Source organism: Roseivivax sp. CAU 1753, from assembly GCF_054482575.1.
Window position 1 is genome coordinate 257228 of the sequence record NZ_JBTLRF010000006.1, and the last position, 15270, is coordinate 272497.

Sequence of the window (15270 nt, forward strand, 5' to 3'; positions counted from 1 at the left end):
CTCGCCGCGCTCAGGTAACCGAGGCAGAGACCGATGCACAAGAACGCCCTGCTCGACTGGCGTGCCGGTCAGGTTCCGGTCTCGACCCGTTTCGACGATCCGTATTACTCGCTCGATGACGGGCTGGCCGAGACGCGGCACGTGTTTCTGGCCGGCAACGATCTTCCCGCGCGCTACCGGGACGGCTTTCACATCGCCGAACTGGGCTTCGGCACCGGCCTGAACCTGCTGGCCGCGCTGTGGCTGTGGCGGCAAAGCGGTACCCCGGGACGCTTGCACTTCACCAGCTTCGAGGCTTTTCCGATCTCCGCCGACGACATGATCCGGGCGCAGGCAGCGTTTCCCGTACTGGCCGACGTCGCCCGCGACCTGGCCCCCTGTTGGCAAAGTGGCAAGACCGCCTTCGCATTGCCGGATCTTGCGTTCTCCCTGATCCTCGGAGATGCGCGACAGACGCTTCCCCGATGGGAGGGGGCCGTCGATGCTTGGTTCCTCGACGGGTTTTCCCCGGCCAAGAACCCTGAACTGTGGGAGGCTTCGCTTTTGGCCCAGGTGGCAGCGCATACCAGTCCGGGCGGAACCGCCGCCACCTATTCCGCCGCGGGTGCCGTGCGGCGCGCGCTGGCGGTGGGCGGCTTCGACGTCGCGCGCGTTCCGGGGTATGGCCGCAAGCGCCATATGACCATCGCCCGCAGGCCCCGCGCATGACCCGCAACGACACCACCCGCGGCATCTGGCTGATGGTTGTCACCACCTTCGTCTTCGCGATGCAGGACGGAATTTCCCGGCATCTGGCCGAGCAATACAACACCTACATGGTCATCATGATCCGCTACTGGTTCTTTGCCGCCTTCGTCATCGGTCTGGCGCGGGTGCAGGCGGGTTCGATCCGGGCGGCGGCGCGCACCGGGCAGCCCTGGGTGCAGGCGTTCAGGGCCGCACTGCTGGCTGTCGAGGTGCTGGTGATGGTTCAGGGCTTCGTCTATCTCGGGCTCGTGGAAAGCCATGCGGTCTTTGCCTGTTATCCGCTCTTGATCGCGGTGCTGTCGGGGCCGGTTCTGGGCGAATACGTGGGTTGGCGGCGAGCCCTCGCCATCGCGGTGGGTTTTGTCGGGGTCATCATCATCCTGCAGCCATCGGGCGGCGTGTTTTCACCCTATGCGGCGATCCCGTTGCTCGCGGCCTTCATGTTCGCGCTGTACGGCTTGCTGAACCGCTACGTGGCCCGGCGCGACAGTGCCGCAACGACGTTCTTCTGGACCGGCGTGGTGGGTGCGGTGGTGACCACCGCCCTCGGCTTCTGGCGATGGGAGCCGATGACCGCCGCGGACTGGGGCTGGATGGGACTGCTATGCCTGACCGCGTCCTTCGCGCACTGGACGCTGATCAAGGCCTACGAGGCCGCCGAGGCAAGCGCCGTGCAACCCTTTGCCTACCTGCAACTGCCCTTTGCGTCGGCCCTCGGCATCTTCGTTTTCGGCGAGACGCTGCGCCTGAACGTGGCGCTGGGTGCCGCGATCATCGTCAGCGCCGGGCTCTTTACCCTATGGCGTGCCCGACAGCAGGGTTGAGCCGATCAGTTCTTCGCTGAACGGCACCGGATGCGGGTCGAGACCGAGGCGCGCGCGGTAGATCGGCAGGCTTTCTGCCACCCGCATCACGTAGTTGCGGGTCTCTGAAAACGGAATGAATTCGATCCAGTCGATCACGTCCATCTCGCCCTTGCGCGGATCGCCGCGTTCGGACATCCAGCGGCTCGGGCGCGATGGCCCGGCATTGTAGCCCGCCGCCACCATAACGACATTGCCGTCGAACGTCTTGATCAGGTTGGCAAGGTAGGCCGCGCCGAGGGTTGCGTTGAACTCGGGATCGTCGGTCAGCTTCTCGAGCCCGTATTGCAGACCGAGCCAGCCCGACACCTCGCGCGCGGTGCCCGGCATCAGCTGCATCAGGCCGCGCGCGCCCGCGCCCGACACGACCTTCGGATCGAACTCCGATTCGCGGCGCGCGATGGCCAGGACCATCTCGGTCGGGACCGGATGCTTGATCCGGGCCAGCGGGTGCAGCGGGTAGTAGGGGCCGAACACCTCGAGCCCGGCCTGGGCCGCGCGTTTGCCCAGCATGACCTGAATGTTCGGCTTTTCCATCTCGGCCAGCATCGCCCCCAATTGCCCGACGCCTTCGCGGTCGAGCCGTTCGGCCAGATGCGTCAGAAAGCGTTCGGCCAGCCAGTCCTCGCCATTGGCGAGCAGCAGGGAGGCCGCACGGAAAACCGAGGTGTCGACCCAGTCGGCATCGCGCCAGTCGGGGAATTCCTCGTTGCCGTCCAGGCGCGGCTCGGGCGGCAGGCCCGCACGCTCGGCGGCAAGCAGGCCATAGAACGAGGTCTGGTATTGCGCGCCGAAGGCATAGGCCCCGTCCGCGCCGGTCACATCGCCCTGCGCCTCGAGTGCACGGCCCAGCCAGTAGCCCGCGCGCCCCAGCGAGATCGGGGTAAAGACCGCCTCGCGGAAATCGGTGAAGTGCTGTACCGCGCGGTCCGGCTGATCGAGAAACCGCAGCGCCAGATAGCCCGACAACCACTCAAGCGCCGCGAAATCGCTGCCGCCCAGCAGGAAATGCGTCGATGCGATCCTGTAGGCCTCTTGGTGCCTGCCGTCCTGCATGGCCGAGCGCGCGAGGTTGAGACGCTGCCGTGCCCAGGACGAAGGCTCGCCCAGCGCCTGCGCCGAGGTTGACCGTTCGAGCAGCAACTCGATGGCATCCGCATCGCGGCCCTTGCGCGCGCGCCAGGCAAACCGGGCATGCGCGAGACCCGGATCGTCCGCCAGTTCCGCGGGCACCGCCTCGATCAGCGCATCGACCCCGGGGACCTGGTTCATCAGACCCAGCCGCGCCTGCGCCAGCGCCTGCCGCCCGTCCGAGACCAGCGGCAGCATGCGCCGCGCGTTGACCTCCCAGCCCTGCCACAGCGCCATGTCGAGGCGGGCGGTGTGATGCGGGCGCAAGAGGTCGCCATGGGCCGCGAGGAAGGCCTGGTGCTCCTCGGCGGACATTGACAGCGTGCGCCATGCCAACACCACCTCTGCGTCCGCCGCGCCGGAATCGCCCGCGTCGCGCATCGCGCGCGCCAGCGACAGCGCGCCGGTGCCGGTCTGCGGACGATTGCCGTCAAAAAAGGCGCGGACATCCTCGTGGCTGGCCGCGACGATGGCCTCTTCGCTTTTCTCGCGCAGGTACGCCATGCCGGGCCAGTCGGGATTGCGACCGACGAATTCCTGGATCTGGCGTGCGTCGCCCTGCCCGTCGCGCAAGTAGTGCCACATGATCACGTCCAGCGCGGCCTGCCCGTCGCCCCGCGCCTCGATCATCGCGGCGGCCCAGTTGCCATCGCGCATTAGCGCCATGCCGCGCGCCAGGGCGTTTCCTTCCTGCGCATGTACCGTCACCGCGGTGACGCCGAACCACAGGGCAAAAAAGATCAGTCGCAACTGGCTGAGCATCGTCTTGCAATTTCCGTACTGAGAATGGATAGACACGACCCTGAGGATATGGCCAGACGCGGCCCCTGCAACTCACATTCGCGGGACACCGTAGGGTCTCAGGTAATCCGCCCGGGCGTCGGGCGCAATCGAAACGAAAGGAGCGTGTCATGTTCAAAGGGTCAATGGTTGCCCTGGTCACGCCGTTCAAGGACGGCGCGGTGGATTTCGATACGCTGAAACGTCTCGTCGACTGGCACGTGGCGCAGGGCACGCATGGGCTGGTCCCCGTGGGCACCACCGGCGAAAGCCCCACGCTCAGCCACCAGGAACACGAGGCGGTGGTCGAAACCGTGGTCCGGCAGGCCGCCGGACGCGTGCCGGTGATGGCGGGCGCGGGATCGAACAACACCATCGAAGCGCTGCGGTTCATCCGTCACGCGGAGTCGGTGGGGGCCGATGGCGCACTGGTCGTCACGCCCTATTACAACAAGCCGACGCAGGCGGGGCTCTATGCGCATTTCAAGATGCTGCACGACGAAACGAACCTGCCGATCGTGATCTACAACATCCCCGGTCGCTCTGCGGTCGACATGACGCCGGTGACCATGGGCGAGTTGGCAAAGCTTCCGCGCATCGTCGGGGTGAAGGACGCGACCGCCGATCTGGCCCGGGTCTGCGCCCAGCGTATCACCTGCGGCAAGGACTTCCTGCAGATCTCGGGCGAGGATGCCACCGCGCACGGGTTCAACGCGCAGGGCGGGGTCGGTTGCATTTCGGTGACCGCAAATGTCGCGCCGAAACTCTGCGCCGAATTGCAGGAGGCGTGCCTCGCGGGGGATTTCGGGCGCGCGCTCGAGGTGCAGGACCGGCTGATGCCGCTGCATCACGCGATCTTCACCGAGCCGGGGCTTTGCGGCGCCAAATACGCCATGCACCGGCTGGGCCTGTGCGAAGAAGAGGTGCGCCCGCCGCTGATCCCGCTGACCCCGGAGACGCGGATCAAGGTCGACGAGGGTCTGCGCTTTGCCGGTCTTCTGAACTGAGCCTTCTGCCCGGCCGACCCTGCGCCCTGCCCGCGGGCGGACGCCAACTGCCCCGGGCCTGACCCGGGGCCTCGGATCATCGCGCAGAAAAGGCCCCCGACGTCACCCGTCGGGGGCCTTTTGCTGCCGCACCCGGTCAGGTTCGGGCGCTACTGCGTGACGGCACCGCCAAGACCTTCGGGCTGGCCCACAACCACAAACAGCAATTCGTCGGGCAGCAGCACGCGCTTGGCCACACGCTTGACATCCTCCGCCGTCACCGCGTTGACGCGGTCGTTGCGGGTCAGGATGTAGTCCGGTGTCAGCCCCTGCACCTGCATCCCCACGAGGATATCGGCGATCGGCCCGTTGCCATCGAACCGCAGCGGATAGGCCCCGGTCAGATAGGTCTTGGCCGCGTCCAGCTCTTCCTGGCTGACACCCTCTTCGGCCATGCGCCGCCATTCATCCCGGATCACCGTCACGGCCTCGGCGATGCGGTCGTTGGCCGAAGCGACACGCCCCATGATCATGTCGGAGTTGTCGCGATTGGCGATGTAGGAATAGACCCCGTAGGTCAGCCCGCGCTTGTCGCGCACCTCTTCCATCAGACGCGATTCGAAACCACCGCTGCCGAGGATCTGGTTGATCACGAATGCCGCGAAGAAATCCGGATCGTCGCGCGGGATAAAGCGATGACCGAAGACCGCGACCGACTGCGGCGTGTCAAACGGCACCACGATGGTCTCGGCCTCGGTCTCGATCCGGACGTCGTCCGGCAGCGGCGGTCCGGTCTCGGGCAGCCCCTCAAGCAAAGCATCGATCAGCTGTGACAGCTCGTCAGCCGAGATGTCGCCCGCAGCGCCGATATAGACACGCTCGGTGACGAGGGTCGCATCCCGGGCGGCCAGAATGTCGTCCCGGGTCAGCCCCGCGAGGCTTTCCTCGGTGCCTTTCTTGGCAGAGCCATACGGGTGATCGCCATAAAGTATCTCGGTCGCCCGCTTGCCGGCAATCGCGTCCGGGTCGGTCTTGTCGGACTGGATCGAGGACAGGATTTGCCCCTTTACCCGCGCGATTGCCGCGTCATCGAAACGCGGATTGATCAGGCTTTCGCGCAACAGCGCCATGGCCTCGTCACGATTTTCGGTCAGGAAACGTGCCGAGACCGCCAGCGCATCATCCCCCGAACTGTAGGAGAACGTCGCGGCCAGCGATTCCGACGCCGCCGCAAAGCCCTGCGCATCCAGATCCCCGGCCCCTTCTTCCAGAAGCCCGGTCATCAGATGTGTCACCCCGCGCTTGCCTTCGGGGTCCAGCGATGCGCCTCCCTTGAAGCGCAGTTCCAGCGCCACGAAGGGGATCGACGGCTCTTCCACCAGCCAGGCGCTGTGCCCGGCCCGGGTCGTGACCTGCTGGATATCGACGGACGCGGTGGCGGCAACCGCCCAGCAGCACGCGACCCCGGTCAGCACAAAGCGGATCATTGCGTCACCTCCCGCATGTCGGCGTCGGCCTGCATCAGCCAGCCGGTCACGGACTTTTTCTCATCGAAGATGTCCCTTGCGGCGGCGATGATGTCATCTCCGGTCACCGCCTGAAGCACGTCCGGCCATGCCTGCACATCCGCCACCGTCAGACCCGACGTCAAAGCCGCGCCATAGCGGCGACCCAGCGCATCGGCACTGTCAAGCTCGTAGATCTGCTGCGCCTTGAGCTGGAACTTGATCCGATCCAGCTGCTCGGGGTCGACACCCTCCTGCATGAAGCGCGCGACCGACGCATCCATCGCCGCCTCTGCGGCCTCGAGCGACACCCCCGCCTTGGGCACGACGATCAACCCGAAGGAGGTGTCATCATAGGTCATGCCGGAATAGAACGCCCCGGTATAGACAGCGATCTCCTCCTCGAACTGAAGGTCGCGGGTCAGGACCGACGTCTGTCCGCCCCCCAGAACCTCGGACAGCAGCGTCAGCGCCGCCGCCCGTTCCTGCGCCCCCGGATCGCGTTCCGGGGCAAGATAGCTGCGGATCACATAAGGCTGCGCGACGCGCGGATCGCGGTATTGCAGGCGGCGCGATGCCGCTTGCGGCGGCTCCTGCGGACGCATCCTCGGGCCAAGCTCGGGATTGGCGGGCAGCGGTCCGTAATGCGCCTCGGCCAGGGCGCGCACCGCCTCCGGCGTCACATCGCCCGCCACCACCAGGATCGCGTTGTTGGGCGCATAGTACCGCTCGTAATAGGCCAGCGCGTCGTCCAGTGTCAGCGCTTCGGCCTCGTGCTTCCAGCCGATGATCGGGATGCCGTAGGGGTGGTTGAGGTAAAGCGCCGCGCTCCGCTCCTCCCCAAACAACGCGCCGGGGCTGTTCTCGACCCGCTGGTTGCGCTCTTCGATGATAACGTCCCGCTCGGTCAGGATGTCCTGCCCGTCGAGTTGCAGGTTGACCATGCGGTCGGCCTCCATCTCCATCATCAGGGCCAGACGGTCGGCGGCGACGCGCTGGTAATACCCGGTGTAGTCGTAGCTGGTGAAGGCATTGTCGCTGCCGCCATTGGCCGCGACCACTTCGGAAAACTCGCCCGGCTCCAGCGTCTCGGTGCCCTTGAACAGCAAGTGCTCCAGGAAATGCGCAACGCCGGAGACGCCCGGTGCCTCGTCGGCGGCGCCTGCCTTGTACCAGACCATGTGGGTCACGACCGGCGCCCGGTGATCCTCGATCACGACGACCTCCATGCCGTTGTCCAGCGTGAAGGTGGTGACATGGTCGTCAAGCGATTGCGCCGCGGCGGGCATGGCCCAGACCGCAATGGCTGCAAGCGCAGCCGCCAATCGTGTCATATCTGCGTCTCCTCGGATGACTGGACCCATAAACTACGGCGCACGCCCCGAAGTTCAACGAAGCTTGCGGAAATGTAATGGCGCGGGCAGCGACGCCCGGCGCGCCGGGCGACCGGATCAGCGGCCCTGCGGCGGCGCGGACGGGGTGGCGATATTGCTCCCCGGACGGCGCATCCGGTCAAGCCAGAGATACGCATCGAGGCTCTGCGACCGATAGGCGCGCTGGTATTCGTTGTCCGGCACGAGACGCCAGTTGAACACGCTCTTGCGCTTGCGGAAGGCCGCATCCTCCTCGGCGAGGATCGCGCGGATGTTGGCGTTGCGGCCAAAGCGCCCCACCGTCGACACCAGTGCCGCATCCGCCGCCGGAAGCCCGCCCGGGACCAGCGCCGCGGCATTGCCGCCCAGCGCCGCGACCGCCGCCCCCAGGGGCTGCTGATCCGACCGGTTGGCCCCGCCCGGCGTCGGGACAGGCAGTTCGGCAAAGGTCGGCGGCTGCTCGAGCGGCTGGTTCGGGACGATGTTGAATTCTTCCGGCGACCCGGTCGAATTGTTGAGCGTATGCAGGGTGCCGCCGCTGCACGCGGCAAGCGTCAGGACCGACAGCAACATTGCAAAATGCGCTTGGCGCATGGCTCACCTCCGTCTCGTTGCCCCCTGAGTAGCCCAAGTTCCGGGCAAGGTCACGGGGCCTTTTTGCGCTCGCGTGTACCGGGAAAGATCACCAGTCCGATGGCACCCGCAAAGATCGCGATATCGGCCACGTTGAACGCATAGGGGTTGTCGATGCCGCAGCACGACAGGTTGAGGAAATCCGCCACCGCGCCATACAGCAGCCGGTCGATCACATTGCCGACAGCGCCGCCGATCAAAAGACCCGCGGCCGCCATTCCGGCCCGGCCCGGCGGATCGCGCCTGAGCCAGATCAGCACCAGCAGCACGATGCCCGTGGCGACCGCGACCAGCACCCAGCGCGTGGCCTCCTGCTGCCCCGAGAACAGCCCGAAATTGATGCCGTAGTTCCACGCCATGCGGAACTGCACGAAGGGCGGCCAGACGGCGATCTGCCCCTTCGCGGCCAGCGCCATCACGTGCACCACCCACCATTTCGACAATTGATCGAGGATCAGCGTCACCGCTGCCACGGACCACATCAGCCGCATTGTTCCCGCCTTCCCGTCTCTGGCGCCACCGCGCCTGTCTTTCCATTTGGAAAAATACGCACTCGCCGTCCGCACCACCCGCACGCCGCCGGGAAATCAGTGCCGGAAATGCCGCATGCCGGTAAACACCATGGCCAGTCCCGCCGCGTCCGCCGCCTCGATCACCTTGTCGTCCCGCATCGAGCCGCCGGGCTGGATGACCGCCGTGGCCCCGGCCTCCGCCGCGCTCAGAAGTCCGTCGGGGAACGGAAAGAAGGCGTCCGACGCCACCACGGACCCCTGCGTCAGCGGCGCCTCCAGCCCCAGCACCTCGGCCATGTCCTGGCTCTTGCGCGCCGCGATCCGGGTCGAATCGACGCGGCTCATCTGGCCTGCCCCGACCCCGACGGTGGCGCCGTCCTTGACGTAGACGATGGCGTTGGACTTCACGTGTTTGGCGACGGTCCAGGCAAACAGCAGATCGCGCAACTCGTCCTCGGTCGGCGCGCGCCGGGTCACGGTCTTCAGCTCCCACGCGCCCAGATGTCCGTTGTCGCGGTCCTGCACCAGGAACCCGCCCGACACCTGCCGCAAGGTCAGCCCGCCCGCCGCCGGGTCCGACAGCCCGTCGGTGGTCAAGAGCCGCAGGTTCTTCCTGGCGGCAAAGACCGCGCGGGCGGCGTCATCGGCCCCGGGCGCGATCACCACCTCGGTGAAAATCTCGGCGATGGCTTCGGCGGTCGCCCCGTCGAGCGGCTGGTTCAGCGCTACGATGCCGCCGAAGGCCGAGGTCCGGTCGCAATCGAAGGCGCGGCCATAGGCCTCTTTCAGGTCGGCCCCGCGCGCCACGCCGCAGGGGTTGGCATGCTTGATGATGGCGCAGGCCGCACCGTCGCCGGGGGCGAACTCGCTGATCAGTTCGAACGCCGCATCGGTGTCGTTGATGTTGTTGTAGCTCAGCTCCTTGCCCTGGTGCTGGGTCGCCGTCGCCACCCCGGCGCGCGCCGTGCCATCGACGTAGAACGCCGCCTGCTGGTGCGGGTTCTCGCCGTAGCGCAGGGTCTGGGCCAGCTTTCCGGCCACCACCCGGCGGCGCGGCGCGGTCTCTTTCAGCGCGTCGGCCATCCAGGTCGAGACGGCGGCGTCGTAAGCCCCGGTGCGGGCATAGGCGTTCAGCGCCAGCCGCTGACGGAACGCGTAGGAGGTCTGGCCGTCATTGGCCGCCAACTCGTCGAGCAGCGGGCCGTAATCCTCGGTATCGACCACGACGTTGACGAAGCCGTGGTTCTTTGCCGCCGCCCGGATCATCGCGGGCCCGCCGATATCGATATTCTCGATCGCGTCGGCGTAATCCGCCCCCTTGGCGACGGTGTCCTCGAACGGGTAGAGATTGACCACCAACAGGTCGATCCCGGCAATGTCGTGCGCGGCCATGGCGGCCTGATGCTCGGCATTGTCGCGCAGCGCCAGAAGCCCGCCATGGACCGCAGGATGAAGCGTTTTTACCCGCCCGTCCATCATCTCGGGATATCCCGTCAGGTCCGCCACGTCGCGCACCTCCAGGCCTTCATCCCGCATCGCCCTGGCGGTGCCCCCGGTCGAAACCAGCTCGATCCCCCGCGCCGCAAGCGCCCGTGCCAGGTCGAGAAGACCGGTCTTGTCGGAAACGGAAAGAAGGGCGCGGCGAACGGGCTGAAGATCGGTCATGTCTGGTCCTGCTGTGGCTCGGTCATCTCGAAATCCGGCTCGTCCCGCGCAAGGTCGCGGATGGCGATGGCCGTCTCCTGCGCCTTGGCAAGGGACCAGCGGACGCGCGTCGCATACTCCATCGCGCGAGCGGATAAAACGACCTGTTGCGACCCTCGGGGCCGCAAGCGGCCTTTTTCCAGGTAAACCGACGGCTCCAGCGTCAATTCGGCGTCGGAATCGTGCCGGAAAACCCAGATTTCCCCGGACCGCAACGCCATCGACACCGCCGCCCCGCCCAGATCGATCTCCGCATCCACATCCGGATGCAGGTGAAACCGCAACTGGAACGGCAGACCGGACAGCGACACCGCATCCATCCGCCGCTCGAATCGCGCCTTTTCGGCCTTGTCGACCGCCAGCAGCAAGTCCTCGCCCACCAGCCCGCGCCCGTCGAAGGTCAGCTCGAGCGTGCGGGCATGGGTCAGCCCGTGGGTCGACACGAAGCCGTCATGCGCGCCCTGAAAGGTCAGCCCGTCGGACGCGCGGCTGATTTCGACCGGGACCTTTCGGGGCACGTCCACCAGCATCTCGCGCTTGGCCGCCCCGACAAAGCCCGCCGGACCCAGCCGGGCCGAGGAATAGCCGTCGAGGCAAAGCGTCGAATGCGACGGCGTGGCGCGCCCGGCCTGCCGCCAGGCCTCGCCGAACACCGCGCCGGAGCCGCAATTGACGATCAGCGGGCGGCGGCCCGATGTCAGCTCAAACGCCAGGGTCGAGGCATGGGCGTTGAACGACGCCGGGCCCGATGGCGGCGGTGCGGCGTCGATGATGACGCTGGTGCGCCCCGCCGACAGCCGCGCAAAGCCCATCGCCAGTCCGTCCGATTGCCGCCGACGCACGCCCGAGGCCGCCAGCGCCTGGTCCAGCCGTCCCTCGATACCGCGTCCGCCGCCATGAAACCGGGCCAGCCCGCCATCCGCGTGCCGCAGCGCCCGAAGCGTCGGCGCCATCCGCGTGATTGCGGCATCATGCGCATCGGCGGGGCGCTGTTCGGCCTCTTCCAGCGCCGTCTTGGCCCAAGTCAGAAGCGTGAAAACCTCAAGCAGCTCGGCGGGATTGCGGGTCGGCACGCCGCCCTGATGATCGATCTGCGTGTCGCATTCGCGGCCCAGCGCCGAGCGCGCGGGCCCGGCCTCGTTTTCCATGCCCTTGAGCGCGAGGCCCGCATACAGCAATCCGGTCAGCGCCTCGAACCGGCCCAGCCCCGGCGCGCTTGCGGTCCAGCGGCGCGACAGGAAGATCGCATGCGCCGCAAGGGTGGCATAGAAGACATCGGTCTTTTCAGAGGTCTGGCCGGACAGCAGGAACAGCGCGTGATGGATCAGCCGGATCAGTCGGCGACCGACCAGTTCCGGCGTCCAGCCCGGCCCGGTGCCGCGCCCGTAGCGGGCGAACCAGTCCCAGACCCAGCGTTGCGCGGCCCGCCGCGACTTGGGCTCCCCCACCGAGGCAAGATCGTCGAGCCACTGAAAGCCGTGCAGCTCCTCCTCGAAGGCGGCGTCGGGCGGTTCCAGTTCCCACAGCGTCAGGTGCGGGGCCTGCACCAGATGCCCGGCAAACAGAAGGTTGCCCGCCGAAAGCTGCCGCCCCCGGGCGAAGGATCCAACGGTGCGGGGTTCGGGGCGCGAGACAAAGCCCGTCGCAGCCCGGGTCCGGGCCGCGCGACGCGCATGGTAGCGGTTCATCAGGCGGCTCGATTCGGCCTGCCATCGCTCCAGTATCGACATGTCCTGCCTCTCGCGGCCCTTGCGGCCCGTCATTGGCCGAAGTGATACAATCTGACGGCAGCCAAGTCACCCGAGATTCCGCGCAAGGCCTGCCACGCGCAGACCACCGCGCATGAAAAAACGCCCGGTCGCGGGGACCGGGCGCTTCGTTCTGGCCGTCAGAGCGGGAGAGTTACTCTGCCGCAGCCAATTCCTTCGGCAGGCGGAAGGTCCAGAGCAGGCCACCCTGATTGAGGTAGTTGACCTTCTTGGCCACCTCGCCCCCCCAAAGCGGAACCGCGCCGCCCCAGCCCGAGATGATCGAGACGTACTGCTCGCCGTCCTGTTCCCAGGTGACGGGCTGACCGACGATGCCGGAGCCGGTCTGGAACGACCAGACCTCTTCACCGGTCTCGTCATCCAGCGCGATGAACTTGCCCTCGGGGGTGCCGAAGAACACCAGGCCACCGGCGGTGGTCATGACACCGGACCAGAGCGGCGCGTCGTTCTTGTATTCCCACACGACTTCGCCCGCGTCGGGGTCGATCGCTTTCAGGCTCCCTATGTGGTCCTCGTAGTTGGGCTTGATGGTAAAGCCCGCGCCCAGATAGGCGGCACCCTTCTTGTAGGTGATCGGCTCGTTCCAGATGTCCATGCCCCATTCGTTCGAGGGCACATAGAAGTTGCCGGTTTTCTGGCTGAACGCCATCGGCATCCAGTTCTTGCCGCCAAGGAAGCCCGGCGAGGCGAAGACCACGTCGCCCTTCTGGCCATCCGCCGCAGCGGTGGGATCGCCGGGTCGGTTGTCCTCGATGAAGATCGGGCGGCCGGTCTCGTCGATGCCGCTCGCCCAGGTGATGTCCTTGACGAAGGGGGTGGCGGACACGAACGTGCCGTCTTCGCGGTTCAGCACGTAGAAGAAGCCGTTGCGGTCGGCGGTCGCATAGCGCTTGTTGCCGTCGCGGTCGGTATAGGCGACCACTTCGTTGACGCCGTCATAATCCCAGCCCTCGCGCGGGGTGGTCTGGAAGTGCCACTTGATCTCGCCGTTTTCGGGATTGATGCCGATGCGGCTGGCGGCATAGAGGTTGTCGCCGGTGTTGCCCTCGGTCGGTGTGCCCGCACGGCGCAGGTGGCTGTTCCAGGGGGCGGGGTTGCCCGAGCCGAAGACCAGTGTGTTGGTGTCGGCGTCGTAGGAACCACCAAGCCAGGTCGCGCCGCCGCCGGTCTTCCACATGTCGCCGGGCCAGGTCGCGTTCAGTTCTCCGGTCATGGTGCTTTCTTCACCATTGAGCGTGCCCATGTGGCCTTCGATCACCGGGCGGGTCCAGACCATCTCGCCGGTTTCGGCGTCGCGCGCCTGCACCTCGCCGACGATACCGAATTCGCCGCCGGAGTTGCCGGTCACGATCAGCCCGTCGACGATCAGCGGCGCTGCCGTGTAGGAATAGCCCGCCTTGTAATCTGCGATCTTGTCGCGCCAGACCACATCGCCGGTCTTGAGGTCGAGCGCCACGATCCGCGCGTCGAGCGTGCCGAAGAAAATCTTGTCGCCGTAGATCGCGGCACCCCGGTTGACCACGTCGCAGCAGGGCAGGATGCCTTCGGGCAGGCGGGCGTCGTATTGCCAGATTTCCTGGCCGGTCTTCACGTCGATGGCATAGAGACGCGAATAGGACCCGGTGATGTACATCACGCCGTCATAGATCAGCGGCTGGGTTTCCTGCCCGCGCTGCTTCTCGCCGCCAAGCGAGAAGGCCCAGGCCGGGACAAGGTTCTTGACGTTGTCCTTGTTGATCGTGTCGAGCGGCGAATAGCGTTGCAGGTGACGCCCCATGCCATTGGTGACGATCTGGCTCGTCATGTTCTGGTCGTCGGCCAGCATGGCCTCGGTCACCTGCGCATGCGCGGTTCCCGTGGCGGCCAGAACGCTGAGCGTTACTGCGGCGATGAATTTGTTCATTCGGTCCTCCCTTAGATCCCTTGGAAATCGTCACCCGCGTCGCGCACCCGCAATCCGGACCGGTCTCCTCCGCACCCGATTATAGTTATGCCGGGGGCGCAAAATACGCCGCTTTGGTCGTAAGACCCCAGTCGGCTTGACAGGCGCCGAATCAAGACCCGGCGCCCGCCGCTCACTTCGAGATGGCGGAATTGTCCTGCGTGGTGATCGACACCAGATAGGCCAGGATGAAGTCCTGCACGGTGCGGTCGGTGATGCCCACATGGCGCATCTTGGTGCCTGGCATGAAGCCCTGGTTGTCCTCCATCCAGGCGCGCAGGGCAGCGGGTGTCCAGACGATGCCCGATGCCTCGAGCGCGATGGAATAGTCGTAATCCGCATAGGCCCCCGCGGCGCGACCGACGATGTTTTCCAATGGCGGGCCATAGGACGGGTCCTGCGCATTATCGGCATGGCAGCGGTGGCATTCGGCGTCGTAAAGCTTCTGTCCCGCCTCGATCTTGACCGCTTCGAAAACCGGTTGGGCATGGGCCGCGACGGACGACAGGAACAGGACGGGCAGGATGAGAGACAGTCGCATGGGGCATTCCTTGTGCTGGGTTCGGTGTGCGCCCGAGCCTTGCGCCCGGCCCGGGGAAATATCCTTGACGCAGGTCAAGCGCGGCCCCGGTCCGGTGGCGTGCTTTGGTCGTAGGCCTGCATCCTTGACGCGGCACTTCCCGGCAGCGGACGATGCGGCACCCCCTCGAAAGGCAGTGTGATGCGACAGATGATACGGCTTTTGGCGATTGGCGTCACGGCGCTTGGCAGCGCCGTCAAGGCGGACATTTACGCAGTAACGCTGGAGCCCGCGACCGGCACCCCCATCCGCATCGCCACCATCGAAACGACCGGCACGAGCTATGCCCTGCGCATGGCGCCCGCGCCGTTTTCGGACCATTTCCTGTCGATGCGGCCTTTCAAGTGCCTTGAGGGCCCCGGGACGCATTGGTGCCATGTGCCTTACCCCTACGAGATCGCCCGCGACCTGGCGCAGGACACCACCGATCTCGAATACGATTTCCTGTTCGTCTGGAAGCCCGCGACCGAATACGGCATCGACCTTTGGCGGGGCGTGTATTTCGACATCGTGCCCGATGGCGCGGGTTACGTCGGGACGCTGTTCGAGACCGATCTCGACAAGCTCGGCGTGCCGCCCGATGCGGGCGAGTTGCGCCCGATCCGCGAAGCCGATCTGATCGAGGCCGAGCCCGACAGTTTCTGGCTTCCGGTTCTGCGTATCACCCCCGAATAGCGCGCGGGACACGACCTCGGGGGGACGGACCGGCCCGAAGGGCCGGGGGGGGGGGGGGAGGGGGCGAGAA

13 protein-coding genes are annotated in these 15270 nt (G+C 66.5%); 4 read left to right on the plus strand and 9 right to left on the minus strand.

The genetic code is table 11. The features are described from left to right. Window positions 1–33: 33 nt before the first annotated feature. Both mnmD and ACXYMN_RS14500 read left to right on the plus strand, forming a co-directional pair. Window positions 34–708 (plus strand): tRNA (5-methylaminomethyl-2-thiouridine)(34)-methyltransferase MnmD, encoded by a 675-nt coding sequence (gene mnmD / locus ACXYMN_RS14495; RefSeq protein WP_459014428.1) that lies wholly within the window; start codon window positions 34–36, stop codon window positions 706–708. Beyond that, window positions 705–1571 (plus strand): DMT family transporter, encoded by an 867-nt coding sequence (locus tag ACXYMN_RS14500; protein WP_459014429.1) that lies wholly within the window; start codon window positions 705–707, stop codon window positions 1569–1571. The genes mnmD and ACXYMN_RS14500 overlap by 4 nt, the downstream gene beginning before the upstream one ends. Here ACXYMN_RS14500 and ACXYMN_RS14505 read toward each other — a convergent pair. Further along, on the minus strand, window positions 1545–3503 hold the full coding sequence (locus tag ACXYMN_RS14505) for a lytic transglycosylase domain-containing protein (protein WP_459014465.1): 1959 nt from the start codon (window positions 3501–3503) through the stop codon (window positions 1545–1547). The two genes, ACXYMN_RS14500 and ACXYMN_RS14505, sit on opposite strands and share 27 nt — an antisense overlap. Before the next feature lie 149 nt (window positions 3504–3652). On the opposite strand from ACXYMN_RS14505, the gene dapA reads away from it, so the two are divergent. Beyond that, window positions 3653–4528 carry a 4-hydroxy-tetrahydrodipicolinate synthase gene (gene dapA / locus ACXYMN_RS14510; protein WP_459014430.1) on the plus strand — a complete coding sequence of 292 codons (876 nt, stop codon included), beginning with the start codon at window positions 3653–3655 and terminating at the stop codon, window positions 4526–4528. Between the two features lie 149 nt (window positions 4529–4677). On the opposite strand, the gene ACXYMN_RS14515 is transcribed toward dapA, so the two are convergent. From ACXYMN_RS14515 to ACXYMN_RS14550, 8 genes are all read right to left on the minus strand, one after another. Beyond that, window positions 4678–5994, minus strand: coding sequence for a M16 family metallopeptidase (locus ACXYMN_RS14515; RefSeq protein WP_459014431.1), 1317 nt, complete (start codon window positions 5992–5994; stop codon window positions 4678–4680). Beyond that, window positions 5991–7346, minus strand: a complete 1356-nt coding sequence (locus ACXYMN_RS14520; protein WP_459014432.1) for a M16 family metallopeptidase — start codon at window positions 7344–7346, stop codon at window positions 5991–5993. The genes ACXYMN_RS14515 and ACXYMN_RS14520 overlap by 4 nt, the downstream gene beginning before the upstream one ends. Before the next feature lie 117 nt (window positions 7347–7463). Then, a complete protein-coding gene (locus ACXYMN_RS14525) occupies window positions 7464–7979 on the minus strand; it encodes a DUF3035 domain-containing protein (protein WP_459014433.1) in 516 nt (171 codons plus the stop codon). Window positions 7980–8029: 50 nt separating this feature from the next. Next, window positions 8030–8509 carry a signal peptidase II gene (gene lspA, locus ACXYMN_RS14530; RefSeq protein WP_459014434.1) on the minus strand — a complete coding sequence of 160 codons (480 nt, stop codon included), beginning with the start codon at window positions 8507–8509 and terminating at the stop codon, window positions 8030–8032. 96 nt (window positions 8510–8605) lie between these two features. Then, the gene (gene purH, locus ACXYMN_RS14535; protein ID WP_459014435.1) at window positions 8606–10195 is read right to left on the minus strand and encodes a bifunctional phosphoribosylaminoimidazolecarboxamide formyltransferase/IMP cyclohydrolase; all 1590 of its coding nucleotides are present in this window, start codon (window positions 10193–10195) and stop codon (window positions 8606–8608) included. Then, window positions 10192–11964 (minus strand): heparinase II/III family protein, encoded by a 1773-nt coding sequence (locus ACXYMN_RS14540; RefSeq protein WP_459014436.1) that lies wholly within the window; start codon window positions 11962–11964, stop codon window positions 10192–10194. Before ACXYMN_RS14540 ends, purH begins: the two co-directional genes overlap by 4 nt. A 172-nt stretch (window positions 11965–12136) precedes the next feature. Next, window positions 12137–13906 (minus strand): PQQ-dependent methanol/ethanol family dehydrogenase, encoded by a 1770-nt coding sequence (locus tag ACXYMN_RS14545; RefSeq protein WP_459014437.1) that lies wholly within the window; start codon window positions 13904–13906, stop codon window positions 12137–12139. 172 nt (window positions 13907–14078) lie between these two features. Beyond that, on the minus strand, window positions 14079–14486 hold the full coding sequence (locus tag ACXYMN_RS14550) for a c-type cytochrome (protein WP_459014438.1): 408 nt from the start codon (window positions 14484–14486) through the stop codon (window positions 14079–14081). Between the two features lie 180 nt (window positions 14487–14666). Here ACXYMN_RS14550 and ACXYMN_RS14555 point away from each other — a divergent pair, with 180 nt between their 5' ends. Then, complete coding sequence (locus tag ACXYMN_RS14555; RefSeq protein ID WP_459014439.1) at window positions 14667–15200, plus strand: hypothetical protein; 534 nt, start codon at window positions 14667–14669, stop codon at window positions 15198–15200. The last annotated feature ends 70 nt before the right edge of the window (window positions 15201–15270 follow it).

What these genes read in the sequence shown, in the direction of transcription:
- ACXYMN_RS14505 (WP_459014465.1), bottom strand. Translation starts at nt 3,503, where the DNA reads ATGCTCAGCCAGTTGCGACTGATCTTTTTTGCCCTGTGGTTCGGCGTC.
- ACXYMN_RS14550 (WP_459014438.1), bottom strand. Translation starts at nt 14,486, where the DNA reads ATGCGACTGTCTCTCATCCTGCCCGTCCTGTTCCTGTCGTCCGTCGCG.
- ACXYMN_RS14545 (WP_459014437.1), bottom strand. Translation starts at nt 13,906, where the DNA reads ATGAACAAATTCATCGCCGCAGTAACGCTCAGCGTTCTGGCCGCCACG.
- ACXYMN_RS14515 (WP_459014431.1), bottom strand. Translation starts at nt 5,994, where the DNA reads ATGATCCGCTTTGTGCTGACCGGGGTCGCGTGCTGCTGGGCGGTTGCC.
- dapA (WP_459014430.1), top strand. Translation starts at nt 3,653, where the DNA reads ATGTTCAAAGGGTCAATGGTTGCCCTGGTCACGCCGTTCAAGGACGGC.
- purH (WP_459014435.1), bottom strand. Translation starts at nt 10,195, where the DNA reads ATGACCGATCTTCAGCCCGTTCGCCGCGCCCTTCTTTCCGTTTCCGAC.
- ACXYMN_RS14525 (WP_459014433.1), bottom strand. Translation starts at nt 7,979, where the DNA reads ATGCGCCAAGCGCATTTTGCAATGTTGCTGTCGGTCCTGACGCTTGCC.
- ACXYMN_RS14520 (WP_459014432.1), bottom strand. Translation starts at nt 7,346, where the DNA reads ATGACACGATTGGCGGCTGCGCTTGCAGCCATTGCGGTCTGGGCCATG.
- ACXYMN_RS14500 (WP_459014429.1), top strand. Translation starts at nt 705, where the DNA reads ATGACCCGCAACGACACCACCCGCGGCATCTGGCTGATGGTTGTCACC.
- ACXYMN_RS14555 (WP_459014439.1), top strand. Translation starts at nt 14,667, where the DNA reads ATGCGACAGATGATACGGCTTTTGGCGATTGGCGTCACGGCGCTTGGC.
- mnmD (WP_459014428.1), top strand. Translation starts at nt 34, where the DNA reads ATGCACAAGAACGCCCTGCTCGACTGGCGTGCCGGTCAGGTTCCGGTC.
- lspA (WP_459014434.1), bottom strand. Translation starts at nt 8,509, where the DNA reads ATGCGGCTGATGTGGTCCGTGGCAGCGGTGACGCTGATCCTCGATCAA.
- ACXYMN_RS14540 (WP_459014436.1), bottom strand. Translation starts at nt 11,964, where the DNA reads ATGTCGATACTGGAGCGATGGCAGGCCGAATCGAGCCGCCTGATGAAC.